At 66.1% G+C, this 16,414-nt stretch carries 16 protein-coding genes; 4 read left to right on the top strand and 12 right to left on the bottom strand.

Annotated features, from left to right (window positions below; translation table 11 throughout):
• Positions 1 to 11: 11 nt before the first annotated feature.
• From ligD to AC5P9I_RS15415, 3 genes are all read right to left on the bottom strand, one after another.
• The gene (gene ligD / locus AC5P9I_RS15425) at positions 12 to 2,495 is read right to left on the bottom strand and encodes a DNA ligase D (protein ID WP_235645248.1); all 2,484 of its coding nucleotides are present in this window, start codon (positions 2,493 to 2,495) and stop codon (positions 12 to 14) included.
• A 3-nt stretch (positions 2,496 to 2,498) separates the two neighbouring features.
• The gene (gene ku / locus AC5P9I_RS15420; RefSeq protein WP_049468443.1) at positions 2,499 to 3,419 is read right to left on the bottom strand and encodes a non-homologous end joining protein Ku; all 921 of its coding nucleotides are present in this window, start codon (positions 3,417 to 3,419) and stop codon (positions 2,499 to 2,501) included.
• A 164-nt stretch (positions 3,420 to 3,583) separates the two neighbouring features.
• A complete protein-coding gene (locus tag AC5P9I_RS15415; RefSeq protein WP_049468440.1) occupies positions 3,584 to 3,982 on the bottom strand; it encodes a hypothetical protein in 399 nt (132 codons plus the stop codon).
• A gap of 145 nt (positions 3,983 to 4,127) precedes the next feature.
• Between AC5P9I_RS15415 and AC5P9I_RS15410 the strand changes: the two genes are divergently transcribed.
• Positions 4,128 to 4,472 carry a hypothetical protein gene (locus tag AC5P9I_RS15410; RefSeq protein ID WP_049468438.1) on the top strand — a complete coding sequence of 115 codons (345 nt, stop codon included), beginning with the start codon at positions 4,128 to 4,130 and terminating at the stop codon, positions 4,470 to 4,472.
• A gap of 275 nt (positions 4,473 to 4,747) precedes the next feature.
• Here the strand turns inward: AC5P9I_RS15410 and AC5P9I_RS15405 are convergent, their stop codons facing one another.
• The gene (locus AC5P9I_RS15405; protein ID WP_049468437.1) at positions 4,748 to 6,838 is read right to left on the bottom strand and encodes a TonB-dependent receptor family protein; all 2,091 of its coding nucleotides are present in this window, start codon (positions 6,836 to 6,838) and stop codon (positions 4,748 to 4,750) included.
• Between the two features lie 171 nt (positions 6,839 to 7,009).
• On the opposite strand from AC5P9I_RS15405, the gene AC5P9I_RS15400 reads away from it, so the two are divergent.
• From AC5P9I_RS15400 to AC5P9I_RS15390, 3 genes are all read left to right on the top strand, one after another.
• Positions 7,010 to 8,212, top strand: coding sequence for an amino acid aminotransferase (locus AC5P9I_RS15400; protein ID WP_049468434.1), 1,203 nt, complete (start codon positions 7,010 to 7,012; stop codon positions 8,210 to 8,212).
• Between the two features lie 266 nt (positions 8,213 to 8,478).
• The gene (locus AC5P9I_RS15395) at positions 8,479 to 9,537 is read left to right on the top strand and encodes a class 1 fructose-bisphosphatase (RefSeq protein WP_049468432.1); all 1,059 of its coding nucleotides are present in this window, start codon (positions 8,479 to 8,481) and stop codon (positions 9,535 to 9,537) included.
• Between the two features lie 65 nt (positions 9,538 to 9,602).
• Entirely contained in the window at positions 9,603 to 10,313 is a 711-nt protein-coding gene (locus AC5P9I_RS15390; protein WP_049468431.1) for a 2OG-Fe(II) oxygenase, read from the top strand.
• 95 nt (positions 10,314 to 10,408) lie between these two features.
• Here the strand turns inward: AC5P9I_RS15390 and AC5P9I_RS15385 are convergent, their stop codons facing one another.
• The 8 genes from AC5P9I_RS15385 to cls all read right to left on the bottom strand — a co-directional run bounded on the left by AC5P9I_RS15385 (position 10,409) and on the right by cls (position 16,259).
• Positions 10,409 to 11,008 (bottom strand): hypothetical protein, encoded by a 600-nt coding sequence (locus AC5P9I_RS15385; protein WP_235645233.1) that lies wholly within the window; start codon positions 11,006 to 11,008, stop codon positions 10,409 to 10,411.
• Positions 11,009 to 11,134: 126 nt separating this feature from the next.
• Positions 11,135 to 11,338, bottom strand: coding sequence for a hypothetical protein (locus AC5P9I_RS15380; protein WP_049468427.1), 204 nt, complete (start codon positions 11,336 to 11,338; stop codon positions 11,135 to 11,137).
• A 291-nt stretch (positions 11,339 to 11,629) separates the two neighbouring features.
• Positions 11,630 to 11,812, bottom strand: coding sequence for a hypothetical protein (locus AC5P9I_RS15375; RefSeq protein ID WP_049468500.1), 183 nt, complete (start codon positions 11,810 to 11,812; stop codon positions 11,630 to 11,632).
• 67 nt (positions 11,813 to 11,879) lie between these two features.
• Positions 11,880 to 12,500, bottom strand: a complete 621-nt coding sequence (locus tag AC5P9I_RS15370; RefSeq protein WP_231353146.1) for a hypothetical protein — start codon at positions 12,498 to 12,500, stop codon at positions 11,880 to 11,882.
• 42 nt (positions 12,501 to 12,542) lie between these two features.
• On the bottom strand, positions 12,543 to 13,634 hold the full coding sequence (locus tag AC5P9I_RS15365; protein WP_088476213.1) for a PA0069 family radical SAM protein: 1,092 nt from the start codon (positions 13,632 to 13,634) through the stop codon (positions 12,543 to 12,545).
• A gap of 101 nt (positions 13,635 to 13,735) precedes the next feature.
• Positions 13,736 to 14,479 (bottom strand): pyridoxine 5'-phosphate synthase, encoded by a 744-nt coding sequence (locus AC5P9I_RS15360; protein WP_049468415.1) that lies wholly within the window; start codon positions 14,477 to 14,479, stop codon positions 13,736 to 13,738.
• A gap of 9 nt (positions 14,480 to 14,488) precedes the next feature.
• Complete coding sequence (locus AC5P9I_RS15355) at positions 14,489 to 14,758, bottom strand: hypothetical protein (RefSeq protein ID WP_014645412.1); 270 nt, start codon at positions 14,756 to 14,758, stop codon at positions 14,489 to 14,491.
• Positions 14,759 to 14,798: 40 nt separating this feature from the next.
• Complete coding sequence (gene cls / locus AC5P9I_RS15350) at positions 14,799 to 16,259, bottom strand: cardiolipin synthase (RefSeq protein WP_049468413.1); 1,461 nt, start codon at positions 16,257 to 16,259, stop codon at positions 14,799 to 14,801.
• Positions 16,260 to 16,414 lie beyond the last annotated feature (155 nt).

The following is a 16,414-nucleotide window of genomic DNA, read 5'->3' as shown; positions in this document are numbered from 1 at the left end:
AGCGGCCGGCACTACCGTTTCAGCGACGGTAGCGTCTGCTTCACCTGCGCGATGCCCTGCCATGGGTCACTGTCCAGCCGTTTGGCGCGGGCCAGCGCCTTTTCCATCGGGAACGCGTCGGCCGCTCTGACCCGGGCCAGCTCTTCCCAGCGCAGCGGCACCGCTACGCCGGCACTGTCGCGCGCACGCAGCGACCAGGAGCACACGCTGGTGGCGCCGCGCGTGTTGCGCAGCCAGTCGATGAAGATGACGCCACCACGCTTTGCCTTGCTCATGGTCGCCACGTAACGGTCCGGCGCCCGCTCCGCCATCGCCCGCGCAAACGCCTCGCAGAACGCCTTGGCCTGTTCCCAGTCGCCCTTGGGCTGCAGCGGCACCACCACATGCACGCCCTTGCCACCGGACAGGCGCACGAAACTCTCCAGGCCGACCTCCTGCAGGTGGTCACGGACATCGCGCGCGGCCGCTTTCACCTGTGCCCAGCTCATCCCTTCGCCGGGATCGAGGTCGAACACCAGGCGATCGGGATGCTCGGGATCGGCCACGGTCGCGCCCCACGGATGCAGCTCCAGGGTATTCATCTGCACCAGTTGCAGCAGGCCCCGCGCATCGTCGACGTAGACATAGTCCTCGCGGCCGCTTTTCTGCTGCAGGGGCACCGCATGCACGGCGTCGCCCAGCCCGGGGCCATGGTGTTTCTGGAAGAAGCAGGCCTTGCCGACGCCATCCGGGCAGCGCAGCAGTGACAGCGGCCGGCCGGCGATTTCAGGAAGGATCCAGCGTGCCATGCGCCGGTAGTAGTCGGCCACGTCACCCTTGCGCAGCTTCTGCCTGGGATACACGACCCGCTCGGGATGCGTGATCTGGACCCCGGACCCGGCGTCGGCCTCTGCTGCGTCCACGCCCAGGTCCTCCTTCTGCTTGTCGCTGCGCAGCCGCTTGAAGCTGGCCTGGCGCAGCAGGCCTTCCTTGCCCCAGCCACGGAAGGCGACCTCGGCCACCGCCACCGGTTTGACCCAGCGCACGCTCGCCGCGCGGAACGGGACGTGTGCCGGCAGCTGCAGTACCGGCGCCGTCACTGCCAATGGCTGCAAGGCCTGGGCCAGCGCGCGAAGGCTGTCATCGTCGAAACCGGTGCCGACCCGTCCCACGTAACGCAGCCCTCCCTTGTCCGGCGCCGCCAGCAGAAGCGAGCCAAATCCCACCCGTGAACCCTTGGGTGCAGTGTGGCCGACAATCACGAACTCCTCGGTGTCCTCGTGCTTCACCTTCACCCAGCTGCGTGCACGGGTGTTCACGTACGGGGCATCCACCTGTTTGCTGACGATGCCTTCGAAACCGGCCTTGCCGCTGGCGTCGAACACCTGCGGTCCATGGTCGATCACGTGTTCGCTGAACGCCAGGATGCCCGGCGCGGGCCCGATGAGATCCTTCAGCAGCGCCTTGCGTTCCAGCAACGGTGCACGACTGATGTCCGTGCCGGCCACGCCGGGCAGGTCGAACACGATATAGCGCAGTGGCTGCTTCGAACTGCCGTCGATCACCCGCTGCAGCGCGGCGAAGTCGCTGCGCCCCTGCTTGTCCAGCACCACCAGCTCGCCGTCCAGGCGCGCATCATCCACCGGCAGAGCCTGCACCGCCTGCGCCACTTCGGGGAAGTCGGCCGTCCAGTCCAGGCCGTTGCGCGAACGGAGCTTCACCTGTCCTTCGTGCAGGTCGGCCAGCAGCCGATAACCATCCCACTTGATCTCATGCAGCCAGCGTTCGCCGTCCGGGGCACTGTCGCGGTGATCGGTCAGCTGTGGCTTGAAGTCGCGGGGATAGGCCGTGTCGCGCGCGCCTTCCAGCCCCAGCGCGCGGGTACGCCAGCGCGCTGAGGCCCTGCGGCTGCGGGCGCGCGCGGCCGGAGCAGCGCGAACCGCTTTCGTCGCAGCACGCTTCTTCGACGGTCGGGCTTTCGACGCGGGCACCTCCAGCAGGTCGTCCGCCTCCGCATCGCGTGCTGCATCGTCATCGCGCTTGATCAGCAGCCATTGCACCTGGCGCCCCTTCATCGCCGTGCGCACCAGCTTCCAGGCGCCTGCCAGGCGCTGGCCATGCAGCACGAAGTCGATCTTCCCTGCGGCGAGTGCCTCAAGCGGATCCCCTTCGCAGGCCCAGGTGCCCTGATCGAATACGTCGACATGGCCCGCGCCGTAGTGGCCTTCGGGGATATCGCCCTCGAACGTGGCGTAGGACAGCGGATGGTCTTCCACTTGCACCGCCAGCCGCTTCTCGCCGGCCCGAAGTGAGGGGCCCTTCGGTATCGCCCAGCTCTTCAGCACGCCCTCCATTTCCAGGCGGAAGTCGTAGTGGCGCGAACTGGCGTGATGCAGCTGGATGACAAAGGTCGGCCGGCGCTTCGGATCGCCGTGCGCGGGGATGTCGTCAGGCTCCGGCGTCTGCCCGGCGCCACCGCCGAGCCGGCGCTTGCGCCGGTACTGGTGCAGCGACATGGCTCAGCCTGCCTTGCGCCGGGGTGCGGACTTCTTTGCAGCTTTCTTCGTTGTCTTCTTTGCGGCCTTCTTTGCCGTCGGCTTTGCGGCTGCCTTGCGCGCCGCGGCCTTCTTTGCCGGCGTCCGCTTGTTCGCATCCAGGCTCTTCTGCAGCAGTGCCATGAAATCGACCACGTTGGTGCTGGCGTCCTCACGCGGTGCAGGTTCATCCTCCACCCGCGTGGTGCCGCCCTTGGACTTGATGCGCTTGTTCAGCACCTGCTGCAGGCGTTCGCGGAACTCGTCGTGGTACTGCGACGGGTCCCAATCACCGGACATCGACTCGATCAACTGCTCGGCCATCGCCGTTTCCTTGCTGCTGATGCGGTAGTCGGCGAGCTTTCCGGTGGGCAGCTTGTAATCCTCGGGATCCACCAGTTCCTGCGGATAGCGCAGGATCATCAGCACCAGCGCGTCGGCATGCGGCATCACCGCGCACAGGTATTCGCGGGTACGCACCACCACCCGGGCAATGCCCACCTTGCCGGTGCTGCGCAGTGTTTCGCGCAGCAGCACGTAGCCCTTCTCGGCCTTCTTGCCGGGAACCAGCAGATAGGGCTTCTCGTAGTAGCGCGGGTCGATCTGCGCCGCGTCCACGAACGATTCCACTTCGACCGCCTCATGGCTCTCCGGTGCCGCCGAGCGGATGTCGCCTTCCTCCAGCACGACATAGCTGCCCTTGTCGTACTCGTAGGCTTTGACGATGTCCTTCCAGGGCACTTCCTCGCCGGTGTCGGCGTTGACGCGCTCGAAGCGGATCGGTTTGCGGTCGCGTGAGTCCAGCATGCGGAACTGCAGATCGACCCGGCGTTCGCCGGACATCAGCGACACGGGCACGTTGAGCAGGCCAAACGACAGCGTACCGGTCCAGATCGGGCGGGCCATGGACGCACCTTTGCTAGGGCAGGGTGCCCAGCGTGGCCCGACGGGCGTAAACCACCCGTGTCCGTGCCGTGCACGTGGGTTCTACGCACATGCGGTAGTGCCGATTGCTGGCCGGCAGAGCTCGCGGCCTGAAGTTTCCTGGGGTTGCCGGCCAGCGGCCGGCACTACTGCAGCAACGGCCTCACCGCCGCAGCGGGGATGTGGTCGAGCGCGCGCCAGGCATCCTCCACCACCGGACGCGCCTGCGACCAGCCCAGCCGCGACTGGCCGCGCATCTGTTCCCAGTGCTCGGCCAGTTCCTCGCAGGTATCGGCGGCATCACCGCGCGGCCAGTCGGCCGCATGGGTGGTCAGCGCGAACGCATAGACCGGGCACAGGTCACGCCAGTTGCGATGGCCCTGCCCGCGGCGCTCCTCGTAATCGCTGAGCATGTACTGCAGGTAGTCCTGCGCCACCGCCTGCGGGTCTTCATGCCGGCGCGTGCGGCGTTGCGCGGTGCGCTGGCCGAGCGGATCGAGCAGGGCGTTGAACACGGACGGCGCGGGTCGTTCAAGACGGGGCATGGCCGGCTCCTGCAACGTGGGCGGGTGGGCAGGAATACGCGCGGTACCGTTACCGGGGGGTGAGCGAGATGTTCATGACGCCAGGTTCGCAGCCGCTTTACCTGCGGCGCGGTGTAGTGGAGGCCCCAGCGCAGGTAGCCAGACCATGAGCCGAGAGACCTCCCGAGACCCGTTGCGGGAAAATCACCCGCCCATTCCCGGCGAGCAGCGCGGCAAGCGCGACGCCGACAACGCGGACTACCGTGGCACCGGCGCACCGTTCTTCGATGCCGAGCACGGGAACGACCATCTGCCGGTGAAGCACGAGGCTGAACAGGCGGCCCAGGACCGCAAGGATGGCGGCGACCGCCATCGTGGCGGCCAGGAAAGCCCGCTCAAGCGCCGCGAACGCAAGCAGCGCGCGAGTGACAACCAGGACGAAGCGCTGGAGGAGACCTTCCCGGCCAGCGACCCGACATCGCCGTTCGTGCCAGCCAAGGCACCGGACTGACCGGCAACCGCCAGGCGTCCCGCGCAGCGCGCTGCCGTCCAAAGCCCCCAGATTTGCGAGGTAGTGCCGGCCGCTGACCGGCAACCCCAGACGCCCTGCGCAGCGCGCTGCCGTCCAAGTCCCCCCGGAATTGGGTAGTGCCGGCCGCTGGCCGGCAACCCCAGACGCCCTGCGCAGCGCGCTGCCGTCCAGGTCCCCCGGAATTTGCGGGTAGTGCCGGCCGCTGGCCGGCAACCTCCGACGCCCTGCGCAGCGCGCTGCCGTCCAAAGCCCCTTCAGCGCCACGACCATTGCAGGCCGACGTTGGCGCGCCGTCCCGGGCCGGGTTCGTAGAAGCGCCCGTTGCCGTCGTTGACGATCACCGAGCCGATGTAGGCCTGGTCCAGCACGTTCTCCAGCCGGGCGAAGGCACGCAGCTCGCCGCCCGGCAGGCGCCAGCGGTGGCCGGCTTCCAGATTCAGCAGTGCGTAACCCGGTGCACGTTCGGTGGCCACGTCGTTGACCACGGTGTCGCTGCTGGCCGACGCCTCCAGCGCCCATTGCCATGGACCGGGGCTCCATTGCAGCCGCGCGGAGCCCTGTTGGCGCGGAACGCCAGGCAGGCGGCTGCCGGCGGCGACCACGCTGTTGGAGGTCAGATACGGCGATCGCACCTGGGCCTGCAGCCAGGTCCAGGCCAGCTGCAGTTCCAGCTGCTCGCCCAACGGCTGGCGATACTGCAGCTCCGCGCCTTGGCGGCGGGTGCGGCCGATGTTCCGATACGTGCTACGCCCTGCGCTACTGCTCGCAACTGCCAGCTCGTTGTCGGTATCTGCGCGGAACACGCTGATATCGAGCTGGGTGCCCTGCTGGGTACGCCACTTGCTGCCGACCTCAACGTTGCGGCTGCGCGCTGCTGCCAGATCCAGTGCCAGCCCCGCCTGGCCATCTGCGCGATAGCCCAGCTCATTGAAGGTGGGGGTCTCGAAGCCACGGCCGGTGGCCACGTGCAGCCGCCATTGCGGGCTGGCCTCGAAGCTGACGCCGGCGACCGGCGTGGTGGCCGGGTAGCGACGGTGGCCGCTGTCGTCCGGGTTGCGATCGGTGATGTAGCGATCGTCCGATTCGAAGCGCACGCTGCTGTGGCGTACGCCCGCCAGCAGCGACCAGCGTGGGCTCCATTGCCACCATGCCTGGGCGAACTGGTCCACGTTCTGCACGGTATCGATCTGGTCACGGCGCAGGCGCCCGCGCACCCCCAGGACGCTGCCCACGAAGTTCTCGTAGCCGGTGCGGTGCTGGCGCTGGCGGTCGGCGCTGAACCCGGCCACCAGGTCCAGCGGCCGGCCGGCAAGATCACCGTGCCAGCCCCAGCGCGCGTCCAGCCCGCCATAACCGCCCTGCAGGTCGATCACCCCGCCGGCATGCAACGGGTTGGCCTGTGCGGTGGGCGGAATCGGCAGGTACTGGGTCACCGCGCGCTGCCCGGCATAGCCCATGACCTGCCAGCGCTGCGCCCCGGTTTCGCGGCTCCAGCGCAGGCCAGCCTGCTGCTGGCGCACTGATTTGCGCGTGTTGTACTGGTGTGCCACGGCGGTGGCCTGGCGCGGATCCGCCGCGACCTGGGCACGACTCAGCCCCAGCGGGTCCTGCGCGTCCGGGGCATCCAGTGCATTGAGCAGCAGCTCCAGCCGGCCTCCGCCCAGCTCCCCGCCGATGCGCGCATTGAGCGATTCACGGCGCGCACGGCTGTGGTCGCGCCAGCCATCGGTACGGAAGTGGTTGGCGGCAATGTTGTAGTCCAGCGCACGGCCTGCGCCCTTCAGTTGCGCGCCGATGCTGAGCGTATTGTCGGCACCGGCGTTGAGCCGCAGCCGCCACGGGTCCCCGGCCTGGCCCTGTGCACTCCAGACCTGCAGCACGCCCCCGGAGGAATTGCCGTACAGCGCCGAGAACGGTCCGCGCAGCACCTCGATGCGCTCGGCACCCAGCAGGCTGGCGTGCGACAGCTGGCCCTGGCCGTCCGGCATGGTCGCCGGCACGCCGTCGATCAGTACCCGCACCCCGCGCACCCCGAACGTCGAGCGCGCGCCAAAGCCACGGATCGACAGCTGGGTGTCCTGGGCGAAGTTCTGACGGTCGCGCGCGACCAGCCCCGGCACGCCGGCCAGCGCCTCGGACAGCTGCACGCCGGTGCCGGCACGGCTGGCGTCGATCCATACCGTGTCCTGGCTGGCTGGCAGCGCGAACGGGTCGATGCCCGGCACCCTCGCAGCCTGCACCTGCACGCTGGGCAGGGTGGTCGGCGCGGGCGCGGCCACCACCGCCCAGGGCGGCAGCAGCAGGACGGACAACGGCAGGCAACGGCGGCGTGCGGCAGCATTCATGATTCAGGTTGGTGGATCCGGTGGCAACGCACGCCATGGTACGGGGCCGTGGATGACGATGGCGGCGGCCAGCCCCGGCAGGCTTTGTTACGATGGGCTGTTTCCGGCCGAACGGCCGCAAGCCGCGTAGCGCACTTCCTCCCCCTTTCCGTCTACCGAACGAGTACCGCCGTGTCCTTCTTTGCAAACGTGGAACTGGTCCCAGGCGACCCGATCCTGGGCCTGACCGAGGCGTACAACGCCGACAGCCGCCCGACCAAGGTCAACCTGGGTGTGGGCATCTACTACGACGAGAGCGGCCGCATTCCGCTGCTGCGCGCCGTCAAGCAGATCGAGCAGCAGCTTGCCGCCGAAGCCAAACCGCGCGGCTACCTGCCGATCGATGGCCTGCCGGCCTATACGCAGGCCACGCGTGAGCTGGTGTTCGGCAAGGACTCGCCGCTGCTGGCCGCCGGCCGCGTCACCACCGCGCAGACCGTCGGTGGCAGCGGTGCGCTGCGCGTCGGCGCCGACGTGCTGAAGAAGCTGCTGCCGCACGCCACCGTTGCACTGAGCAACCCGAGCTGGGAAAACCACCGCGCCGTGTTCAGCGCCGCCGGTTTCGAGGTGCTGGATTACACCTATTTCGACCCGACCACCCACGGGGTTGATTTCGACGGCATGCTGGCCGACCTCGGCAAGCTGGAAGCCGGTACCGTGGTGCTGCTGCACGCCTGCTGCCACAACCCCACCGGGGCCGACCTCACGGTCACCCAGTGGACGCAGGTCGCCCAGCTGCTGAAGGACAAGCAGCTGTTCCCCTTCATCGACATGGCCTACCAGGGCTTCGACAAGGGCATCGAGCAGGACGGCGCAGCCGTGCGCATCATCGCCGAAGCCGGCATCGACAGCTTCATCGTCGCCAACTCGTACTCCAAGTCGTTCTCGCTGTATGGCGAGCGCGTGGGTGCGCTGTCGATGGTGGCGCCGACCGCCGCTGACGCCAAGGCGGTGCAGTCGCAGGTCAAGCGCGTGATCCGCACCATCTACTCCAGCCCGTCCACCCACGGTGCTGCGCTGGTGGCCGGCGTGCTGACCCACCCGGAACTGCGCGCGATGTGGGAGCAGGAACTGACCGAGATGCGCGAGCGCATCCACGCACTGCGCCAGGGCCTGGTCGATAAGCTGGCCGCCGCCGGCGCGCCGCAGTTCGGTTTCATCAACGAGCAGGCCGGCATGTTCTCCTACTCCGGCCTGAGCCGCGAGCAGGTCGAGCGCCTGCGCGACGAGTTCGGCATCTACGCCGTCGGCACCGGCCGCATCTGCGTGGCCGCGCTGAACCAGAACAACCTGGAATACGTCGCCAAGGCCGTGGCCACCGTCGCCAAGGGCTGAAACAACGCTCCAGTGGTTTGAAGACAAAGGCGCCGAAAGGCGCCTTTGTTTTTTGGGCCCTGGTCTCTGTAGAGCCGAGCCTACGCTCGGCTTGTGCGGCATGAAGGACGAAGCGCAGCCGAGCGCGGGCTCGGCTCTACAGAAGCAGGGCGCTCCGCTTCTGCGGCGCAACGCATCTGGAAACGATTACGCCTTCCCGCGCTCACGCACGCCTCCGCCAGACGGGCGACAATAGGCGTTTTCCCGCTGCCGAGACCTGCCCGCCCATGTCCCGTACTTCGTTGACCCGCTTCCTGATCCAGGAACAGCACGCCGGCCGCATCAATGCCGACCTGCGCCAGCTGATCGCCGTGGTCGCCCGCGCCTGCACCAGCATCTCCATCGCCGTCAGCAAGGGCGCCCTCGGTGGCGTGCTCGGCGACGCCGGCACCGGCAACGTGCAGGGCGAAGCGCAGAAGAAGCTGGACGTCATCAGCAACGAGATCCTGCTGGAGGCCAACGCATGGGGTGGCCATCTCGCCGCGTGTGCCTCGGAGGAAATGGACCACAGCCAGCCGGTGCCGGACATCTACCCGCGCGGCGATTTCCTGCTGCTGTTCGATCCCCTCGACGGCAGCTCCAACATCGACGTCAATGTCTCCGTCGGCACCATCTTCTCCGTGCTGCGTTGCCCGACCAACGTCGAACTGCCGGGCGATGACGCGTTCCTGCAGCCGGGCAGCAAGCAGATCGCCGCCGGCTACTGCATCTACGGGCCCAGCACCCAGCTGGTGCTGACCGTCGGCCACGGCACCCATGCCTTCACCCTGGACCGCGAGAAGGGCGAGTTCGTGCTGACCACCGAGAACATGCAGATTCCGGCGGCCAGCCAGGAGTTCGCCATCAACATGTCCAACCAGCGTCACTGGGAAGCGCCGATGCAGGCCTACGTCAGCGACCTGCTGGCAGGCAAGGAAGGCGCGCGCGGCAAGAACTTCAACATGCGCTGGATCGCCAGCATGGTGGCCGACGTACACCGCATCCTGACCCGCGGCGGCATCTTCATCTACCCGTGGGACAAGAAGGATCCGTCCAAGGCCGGCAAGCTGCGCCTGATGTACGAAGCCAACCCGATGGGCCTGCTGGTCGAACAGGCCGGCGGCGCCGCCTCGACGGGCCGTGAGCGCATCCTCGACATCCAGCCTGATCAGCTGCACCAGCGCGTGCCGGTGTTCCTCGGTTCGCGCGACGAAGTGGCCGAAGCAGTGCGTTACCACCACGCGCACGACGAAGCGAGGGCTGACGGCTCGACGCCTGACGGCGGTCATGGCAGTTCGATGACATGACCGCAGGGTGACACCGCGGGCGGCAAACGGCACCATCAAGCCGTTGCCGCCGAAGGAATGCACGCATGCACGAGCAGGGCCCGGTCGATTTCATCGAAGTCATCCACAACGCCGTCCCCAGTGAGGTCTGCGCGGCCATCGTCGAGCGCATGCGTGCCACGCGTGGCCTGCTGCCCGGTGCGGTGGGCAGTGGCGTGTTCCCCGAACTCAAGCACAGCAAGGATCTGCGCATCAGTGGCCTGGACGGCTGGCAGGACGTCGACCAGCAGCTGCAGATCGCCGTGTTCAACGGCCTGCTGACTTATCTACGCCGTTATCCACAGGCCTTGATCGCGCCGCTGATGTTGCAGATCCAGGACAGCAACGGCCAACCGCGACGCCTGTCTGCCGAGGACTTTCCCGACATGCCGCCGCAGCAGCTGGCCGACCTGGCCCGCACCTGCCTGCGCCCGGGCGCGATCAACCTGCAGTGGTATGCGGCAGGCGAGGGCGGCTACCCGTACTGGCACTGCGAGCTGTACCCGAAGGATGCGCAGGCCGAGACCCTGCACCGGCACGTGCTGTGGACGCTCTACCTCAACGACGACTTCGACGAAGGCGAAACCGAGTTCCTGTTCCAGGGCCGCAAGATCGCGCCACGCACCGGCAGCCTGCTGATCGCGCCGACGGCGTTCACCCACACGCATCGCGGGAATCGGCCACAGGGTGGTGACAAGTTCATTGCGACGAGCTGGATCCTGTTCCAGAGTGCGCAGAGGTTGTTTGGAGGAGGGTGAAGCAAATTGGTCACTCGAAGTTCTCAGCATCTTGTCCGGATCATGAAGCAGGCCCCGAGATCCTGTGCTGTGGTGCGAGCGGTTAGTGTTATCTCCTAAGGCAGACCGCCATCGGGGCTGCCCTCGCTGATAAGAGAATCTCCGGGGGCTGGCACGCCTTCCCATGCGCCCAGCTGACCCAGCGGCCTGCGGATGGCATTCAGTTCATAGCTGAGCTCGCGCACCTTGCAGTGGTCCTTCCAGCCCGCGGGGCTATCGAGATCAAAACGCGCGTTGATGCGAAGCTGCATCAGATCATTGGATTTTCTGAGGATCTCCACGCTACCTGAAACTGCCTTTCCGTAGCATCCAGTGCTGCCAGGTTTCAGGCTGAGGCCAGTGCTGTAGAACGCCCTGGTATCACCCTCCGTCAAACTGAAGACATCTCCCTCCGCCAGATTCGGGGGAAGGATCAATGTCAGCTTCCTGTATCTTTCATTATCAATCTTGGTCGCTGTGTACTCGCGCAATGCCACTACAACATTGTCGCCATCAAAAATCCGATGGCACGCAAGTGAAATTTCCCTGTGGTCAGACCTTTCGCAGCCGGTCACATCCGAGTCGGCGTTAGACACGTAGAAGGCGCTGATCTTATGGCCACCAGGAAGCAGCGACGCGCACGCGCTGCAGCTCAAGCCTAGAACAAGCGCAATCAACTACCTCATTCGCACAGTCGCGCTCCCCAGAAGAATCTACTCGTACGGTGCGAGTGTTTATATCGCTCGCGTCGTAACCACGGCGGTGGACACCGACCAGCTCGCCCCGGAACCACCGGCTCAGAATCAGGGTCTCGGCTTCTTACCTGGCCTGATCAAGGTCTTGTACATGACCCAGGCGATCCAGCCGCAGACCAATCCGATCCCCGCGACAATGATTTCCTCGTCCTCGAAGGCAGTTCCATTTAGCCCTTGATAGGCGACGAACGCGATTGCTCTCAATGACAGCAAAGCAAATACAACAACAGGTACCCAAAGTAGAATCTTCATCACTCTCCAAATCGCGATCGCATAAAGCAGTGCTGGACGACTGGCAATCCTGGATCTCTTTTCCTGCTTTTTCGCGGTGCCATAAGTTCCTCGCACAGTCGCCTTACCTCGGATGATGTACCCAGTGCCTTGAATCCGCCGCGAGCGGTCGTCCAGTCAGAAATGATTCTGACTGCCTTAGCTCTGTGATGCCCCAGGAGAGCTCCGCCACTCTTCAAGGCTGCCATGCCAGGACCTCCAGTCAATGCTTTCTCAGCACTGGACCTGGACCATGGTCGAACGAACTCACGTCTACCGAGGGCGGCGGCGATAGAGAATCCCTCCCGCCATCAGACCAAAGAGGGCGACGCCGAAGCCCACGATTTCTTCGTTCCCAAGCGCGTTTCCTGACATCAACTTGGCAGTCGTCAGCAGAAGAAAGTTCAATGGAAGCATCCAAAGGAACGCGATGCCGAGCCAGTGGATGATCTTCATTTCAGTTATCGCATTGTTCCAGATACATCGAATTAAGCCAGTAGTGGGTAAAGGTTGATCCGCTCGATTATCTGGCAGGACCAAAGGATCCCAAGAGGTTGCCGTTGCCGCCTTGCCAGGCACTGAGCTTCTCGACAGGGATCTCCTCGAGTTGACAGGTGATCTGGAGATAGAAGGAACGGTCCTCCTTTCGATAGCTGTTCCACCCAACAGCCGTCACTTTGACTTCGATCCGACTGTCGCCCTTGTGCGGCCGATGTAGTTCGATATCCGCTGAATCGGACAACCAGTAGTCTCCCTTGTGCGCGAAGCCCGCACTGCCACTGCTCAGGCGTGCGCCGAGCACGGCCGGAATCCCTTCAGAGGACGGAGTGTATCCAGACAGGGTGCCGGTGACCTTGGTGAACTCTTGGGAATCCATCACGCCCGGTGATTCCGAGAACAGGCGAAGCAGAAGAAGGGTGTCAGTGCCCTTGCTCACCACCTGGCCTGCATTTGCTGTCCACAAACGTTGTTCGAACTCGTCCAGGCCAGCCGGCATGTCAGTGACGACCGCGGCCTGCGGAACAACGATGCACTCGTGCAGGGCGCGGGCCTGGACTTGCAGGGTCGCAAGGCAGAGAAGAAGACCACTGGCACGGAAGCAGTGACTGCATTTCATCGTGTACAACACCAGGCGATGCGGCAAGGTGTGGATTGTTGCCGGTGGATCGCGCTGCGGTCCAGAGCCCTAGAATAGACTGCCCTGCGGCGACTCCTTCTTCGGCGGCAGCGGCTTCTGGAACCGGCTGCAATCCAGCTTCGGCCAATGGCTGTTCTGCGCATTGAACCCAAGGCGCTTGCGCGCCAGCTTGAAGCGGTTGCTCAACAGATCGGCATACACGCCCTGGCCCCGCATGCGCGTGCCGAACTGGCTGTCGTAGTCCTTGCCGCCGCGTAGCTGCTGGATGGTGCTCATCACATGCGCAGCGCGATCAGGATGGTGCGTATCGAGCCAGTCGCGGAACAGCGGTGCCACTTCCAGCGGCAGGCGCAGCAGCACGTAGCCGGCGGTGCTCGCACCTGCGTCGTGTGCGGCCTCCAGCACGGCTTCCAGTTCGCTGTCGTTGATCCAGGGAATCACCGGCGCCACCATCACGCCGACCGGAATGCCGGCGTCATGCAGCCGCTTCATCGCACGCAGCCGTGCGTGCGGTGCCGATGCGCGCGGTTCCAGCTTCGCGGAGAGATGCGGGTCCAGCGAGGTCACCGAGAAGTGCACGCTGACCAGGTTTTCCGCCGCCAGCGGCGCAAGCAGATCGATATCGCGCTCGACCAGTGCGTTCTTGGTGATCAGCGAGAACGGATGCCTGGTCTCCAGCATCACTTCAATCAGCTGGCGGGTCAGCTTGAACTTGCGTTCGATCGGCTGGTACGCATCGGTGTTGATGCCCAGTGCGATCGGTTGCGGCACGTAACCGGGTTTCGACAGCTCCTTGCGCAGCAGCTGCGGCGCATTGGTCTTGGCGAACAGCTTGGTCTCGAAATCCAGGCCCGGCGACAGGTTCAGATACGCGTGCGAGGGACGCGCGAAACAGTAGGAACAGCCATGCTCGCAACCGCGATACGGATTCACCGACTGGCTGAAGCCGACGTCCGGCGAAGTGTTGCGGGTGATGATGCTGCGCGCGGTCTCGGCGCGTACTTCGGTGCGCAGGCGCGGGGCGAGGAACTCTTCGCTTTCGTCGACCGCCCAGCCGTCGTCCACCGCCTCGCTGACGGTGCTTTCGAAGCGCCCGGCAAGGTGGGACGTGGAACCTCGGCCCTTGATCGCAATACCCATTGCGGCAGGGTACGTCGTGGCCGTCTCAATGGCTGCGACGGCCGCCTGAAGGGTTCAGGGCTCGGCCCTACAAGGCAACCCGTGTCCCTTGCATCCGTCGGTCACAGCAGGGCCAGATAGCCCCGCACCGTGGCATCCAGCCCGTCATACAGCGCCTCGCCGATCAGCGCATGACCGATCGATACCTCCAGCACGTCCGGCACATGGGCCAGGAAGTCACGCAGGTTGTCCTGCGACAGGTCGTGCCCGGCGTTGACGCCCAGGCCCACCGCCTGCGCCCGCCGCGCCGCAGTGGCGAACAGTTCCAGCATCGCCGCAGCGTCGCCCGCCGCGTGCGCCTCCGCGTAGGGGCCGGTATACAGCTCGATGCGGTCGGCACCGACCTCGGCCGCCTGCTCCAGCAGCGGGTTGCCCGCGTCGACAAACAGGCTGACCCGGCAGCCCATCGCTTTCAGCGCCGCCACCAGCGGACGCAGGCGCCCGGCGTCCCGCTCGAAATCGAAACCGTGGTCGGAGGTGATCTGGCCGTCGCCGTCGGGCACCAGGGTGGCCTGCGCGGGCCGGGTCTGTTCGCACAGCGCCAGCAGCCCCGGGTAGCCCTCGCGCGGCGGCGCGAACGGATTGCCTTCGATGTTGAACTCGCCCCCACGCGCACGGGTCAGCGTGGACAGGGCCAGCACGTCCTCGGCGGTGATGTGCCGGCGGTCCGGCCGCGGATGCACGGTGATGCCATGCGCGCCGGCATCCAGGCAGGCCTGGGCGGCGCGCACCACGTCCGGTTCGGCGCCGCCGCGCGAATTGCGCAGGACGGCGATCTTGTTGACGTTGACGCTGAGCTGGGTCATGGAACGGAACTACTTGGAAAGAGGGGACGGGTCGTGGTCGTTGTGGTCGTCAGTGCGGCGGGCCTGGGCCTGTTCGCGCAGGCGGCGCAGTTCCTCGGCATCGATCAGCGTGGCCGGGTCGCGCTGCAGGTCGCCGAAGCGGGCCACATAGCGGCCGCGCACCCAGGCCAGCAGGAAACCGAGCGCCGCCAGCAGGCACAGGGTCATCAACCCCGCGCTCGGGGTCTTCAGCGCGAAGGCAAAGCAGCCCAGCGCCAGCAGCAGGTACAACCAATACATAGTCAGGCTCCCCGGATGATCGCCGCAGTGTAGCGCTGCGTCACAGCAGCGGCGAGGCCAGCCGGGCGAAGGCCTCGGGCAGGCGGTGCAGCCACAGCGAGCGACCGGCCTGGTCATGCACCCGGGTGGCGCGGTCGAACTCGCCCTGCAGCAGCTCAGCCAAAGCGGCAACGCGGCCGCGGTCGCTGATCATCATCGACAGCTCGAAATTCAGCCGGAAGCTGCGGTGGTCGAAGTTGGCGCTGCCGACGATGCAGACATCGTCATCGGCAATGAAGGCCTTGGTGTGCAGCATGCGCGGCCCGTACTCATAGATCTTCACGCCGGCGTGCAACAGCTCATCGAAGTAGGAGCGTGCGGCCTGGGTCACGAACCAGGAATCGCTCATCTTCGGTACCAGCAGGCGCACGTCCAGGCCGCCCAGCGCGGCCGAGGTCAGCGCCATCCGCGCCGCTTCACCCGGCACGAAGTAGGGCGTCACCAGCCACACCCGCTCGTTCGCTTCCTGGATCGCCGCCACATGCAGGCGGTGGATGGTCTCCCAGCCCGAGTCGGGCCCGGAGACCAGCACCTGCGCGTTGATCGGTCCATCCGCGCGCATCGGCACATCGGCCGGCCACAACCGGGCGATGTCGAATCGGGAGTGGTCCTGGCCGCTGGCGTACAGCCAGTCCTCGGCGAACACCAGCTGCAGGCTGCGCACCACATGGCCGCGGATACGCATGTGCAGGTCGCGGTAGGCGTCGGGCCTGCGGCGCTCGTCCTCTTCGTCGGTGATGTTGATGCCACCGGTGAAGGCCACGCGGCCATCGACAATCACCAGCTTGCGGTGCGTGCGCAGGTTCAGCCACGGACGCTTGAACGGCTTCAGCAGTTGCCGCGGATGGAACCAGATCGCCTCGCCGCCGGCGTCCAGCAGCGGTTGCAGGAAGCGGCGGGGCAGGGCGGACGAGCCGACCGCATCCAGCAGCAGGCGCACCTGCACGCCGGCGCCGGCGCGTTCGACCAGCGCGTCGCGCACCGCGGTGCCGGCGTGGTCAGGGTTGAAGATGTAGTACTCCAGGTGCACATGGTCGCGGGCCTGCGCGATGGCGTCGAGCAGCGCGTCATAGGTCGCGGCGCCGTCCACCAGCCAGGTCACTTCGGTGGCGCTGCTCGGTGCCAGCCCGGTGGTGGCCTGGGCGACCTTGGCCAGCTCGGTGCAGTCCGCATCGGGCGGGCAGACATCGCTGTAGTGCTCCATGCCCGAGCGCGCGCGGCCGCGACGCAGGCGCTGCCGCTTCACCTTCTGCGGGCCCAGCAGGTAATAGATGAAGAGCCCCAGGTAGGGCAGCAGTGCCAATGACAGGATCCAGCTCAGCGTGGCCACCGGCTCACGCTTCTGCAGCATGATCCAGCCCGCCAGCGCGAACAGGTACAGCAGGTAGGCCACCGCCAGGATCGAGCCAAGGTGGGCGATGCCGTCAAGCCAGTGGCGCAGGGAGTCGAAGAGGGCGAGCATCCGCCGATCATAGCGGCGCGTGCTGCCGGATGGGGTCAGATCCCTTTTTGCTCAGGAAAAGGGATCTGACCCCAAGCCGTGCGCCACGACGAGAACACAAAAAAACGCCCCTGTCTCCAGGGGCGTCTGCAGTCGCGTCATGACTGTTGTGTTGC

This window comes from Stenotrophomonas sp. YJH_SMC_29 (genome assembly GCF_059371235.1).
The sequence above is the reverse complement of the archived record's forward strand: the minus strand, read 5'-3'. Positions and strand labels throughout refer to the sequence as shown.

Coding starts and splice junctions, on each gene's coding strand:
- AC5P9I_RS15390 (WP_049468431.1), top strand. CDS start 9,603: ATGCACGAGCAGGGCCCGGTCGATTTCATCGAAGTCATCCACAACGCC.
- AC5P9I_RS15415 (WP_049468440.1), bottom strand. CDS start 3,982: ATGCCCCGTCTTGAACGACCCGCGCCGTCCGTGTTCAACGCCCTGCTC.
- AC5P9I_RS15405 (WP_049468437.1), bottom strand. CDS start 6,838: ATGAATGCTGCCGCACGCCGCCGTTGCCTGCCGTTGTCCGTCCTGCTG.
- AC5P9I_RS15395 (WP_049468432.1), top strand. CDS start 8,479: ATGTCCCGTACTTCGTTGACCCGCTTCCTGATCCAGGAACAGCACGCC.
- AC5P9I_RS15410 (WP_049468438.1), top strand. CDS start 4,128: ATGAGCCGAGAGACCTCCCGAGACCCGTTGCGGGAAAATCACCCGCCC.
- AC5P9I_RS15365 (WP_088476213.1), bottom strand. CDS start 13,634: ATGGGTATTGCGATCAAGGGCCGAGGTTCCACGTCCCACCTTGCCGGG.
- AC5P9I_RS15360 (WP_049468415.1), bottom strand. CDS start 14,479: ATGACCCAGCTCAGCGTCAACGTCAACAAGATCGCCGTCCTGCGCAAT.
- ku (WP_049468443.1), bottom strand. CDS start 3,419: ATGGCCCGCCCGATCTGGACCGGTACGCTGTCGTTTGGCCTGCTCAAC.
- AC5P9I_RS15355 (WP_014645412.1), bottom strand. CDS start 14,758: ATGTATTGGTTGTACCTGCTGCTGGCGCTGGGCTGCTTTGCCTTCGCG.
- AC5P9I_RS15375 (WP_049468500.1), bottom strand. CDS start 11,812: ATGAAGATCATCCACTGGCTCGGCATCGCGTTCCTTTGGATGCTTCCA.
- cls (WP_049468413.1), bottom strand. CDS start 16,259: ATGCTCGCCCTCTTCGACTCCCTGCGCCACTGGCTTGACGGCATCGCC.
- AC5P9I_RS15380 (WP_049468427.1), bottom strand. CDS start 11,338: ATGAAGATTCTACTTTGGGTACCTGTTGTTGTATTTGCTTTGCTGTCA.
- ligD (WP_235645248.1), bottom strand. CDS start 2,495: ATGTCGCTGCACCAGTACCGGCGCAAGCGCCGGCTCGGCGGTGGCGCC.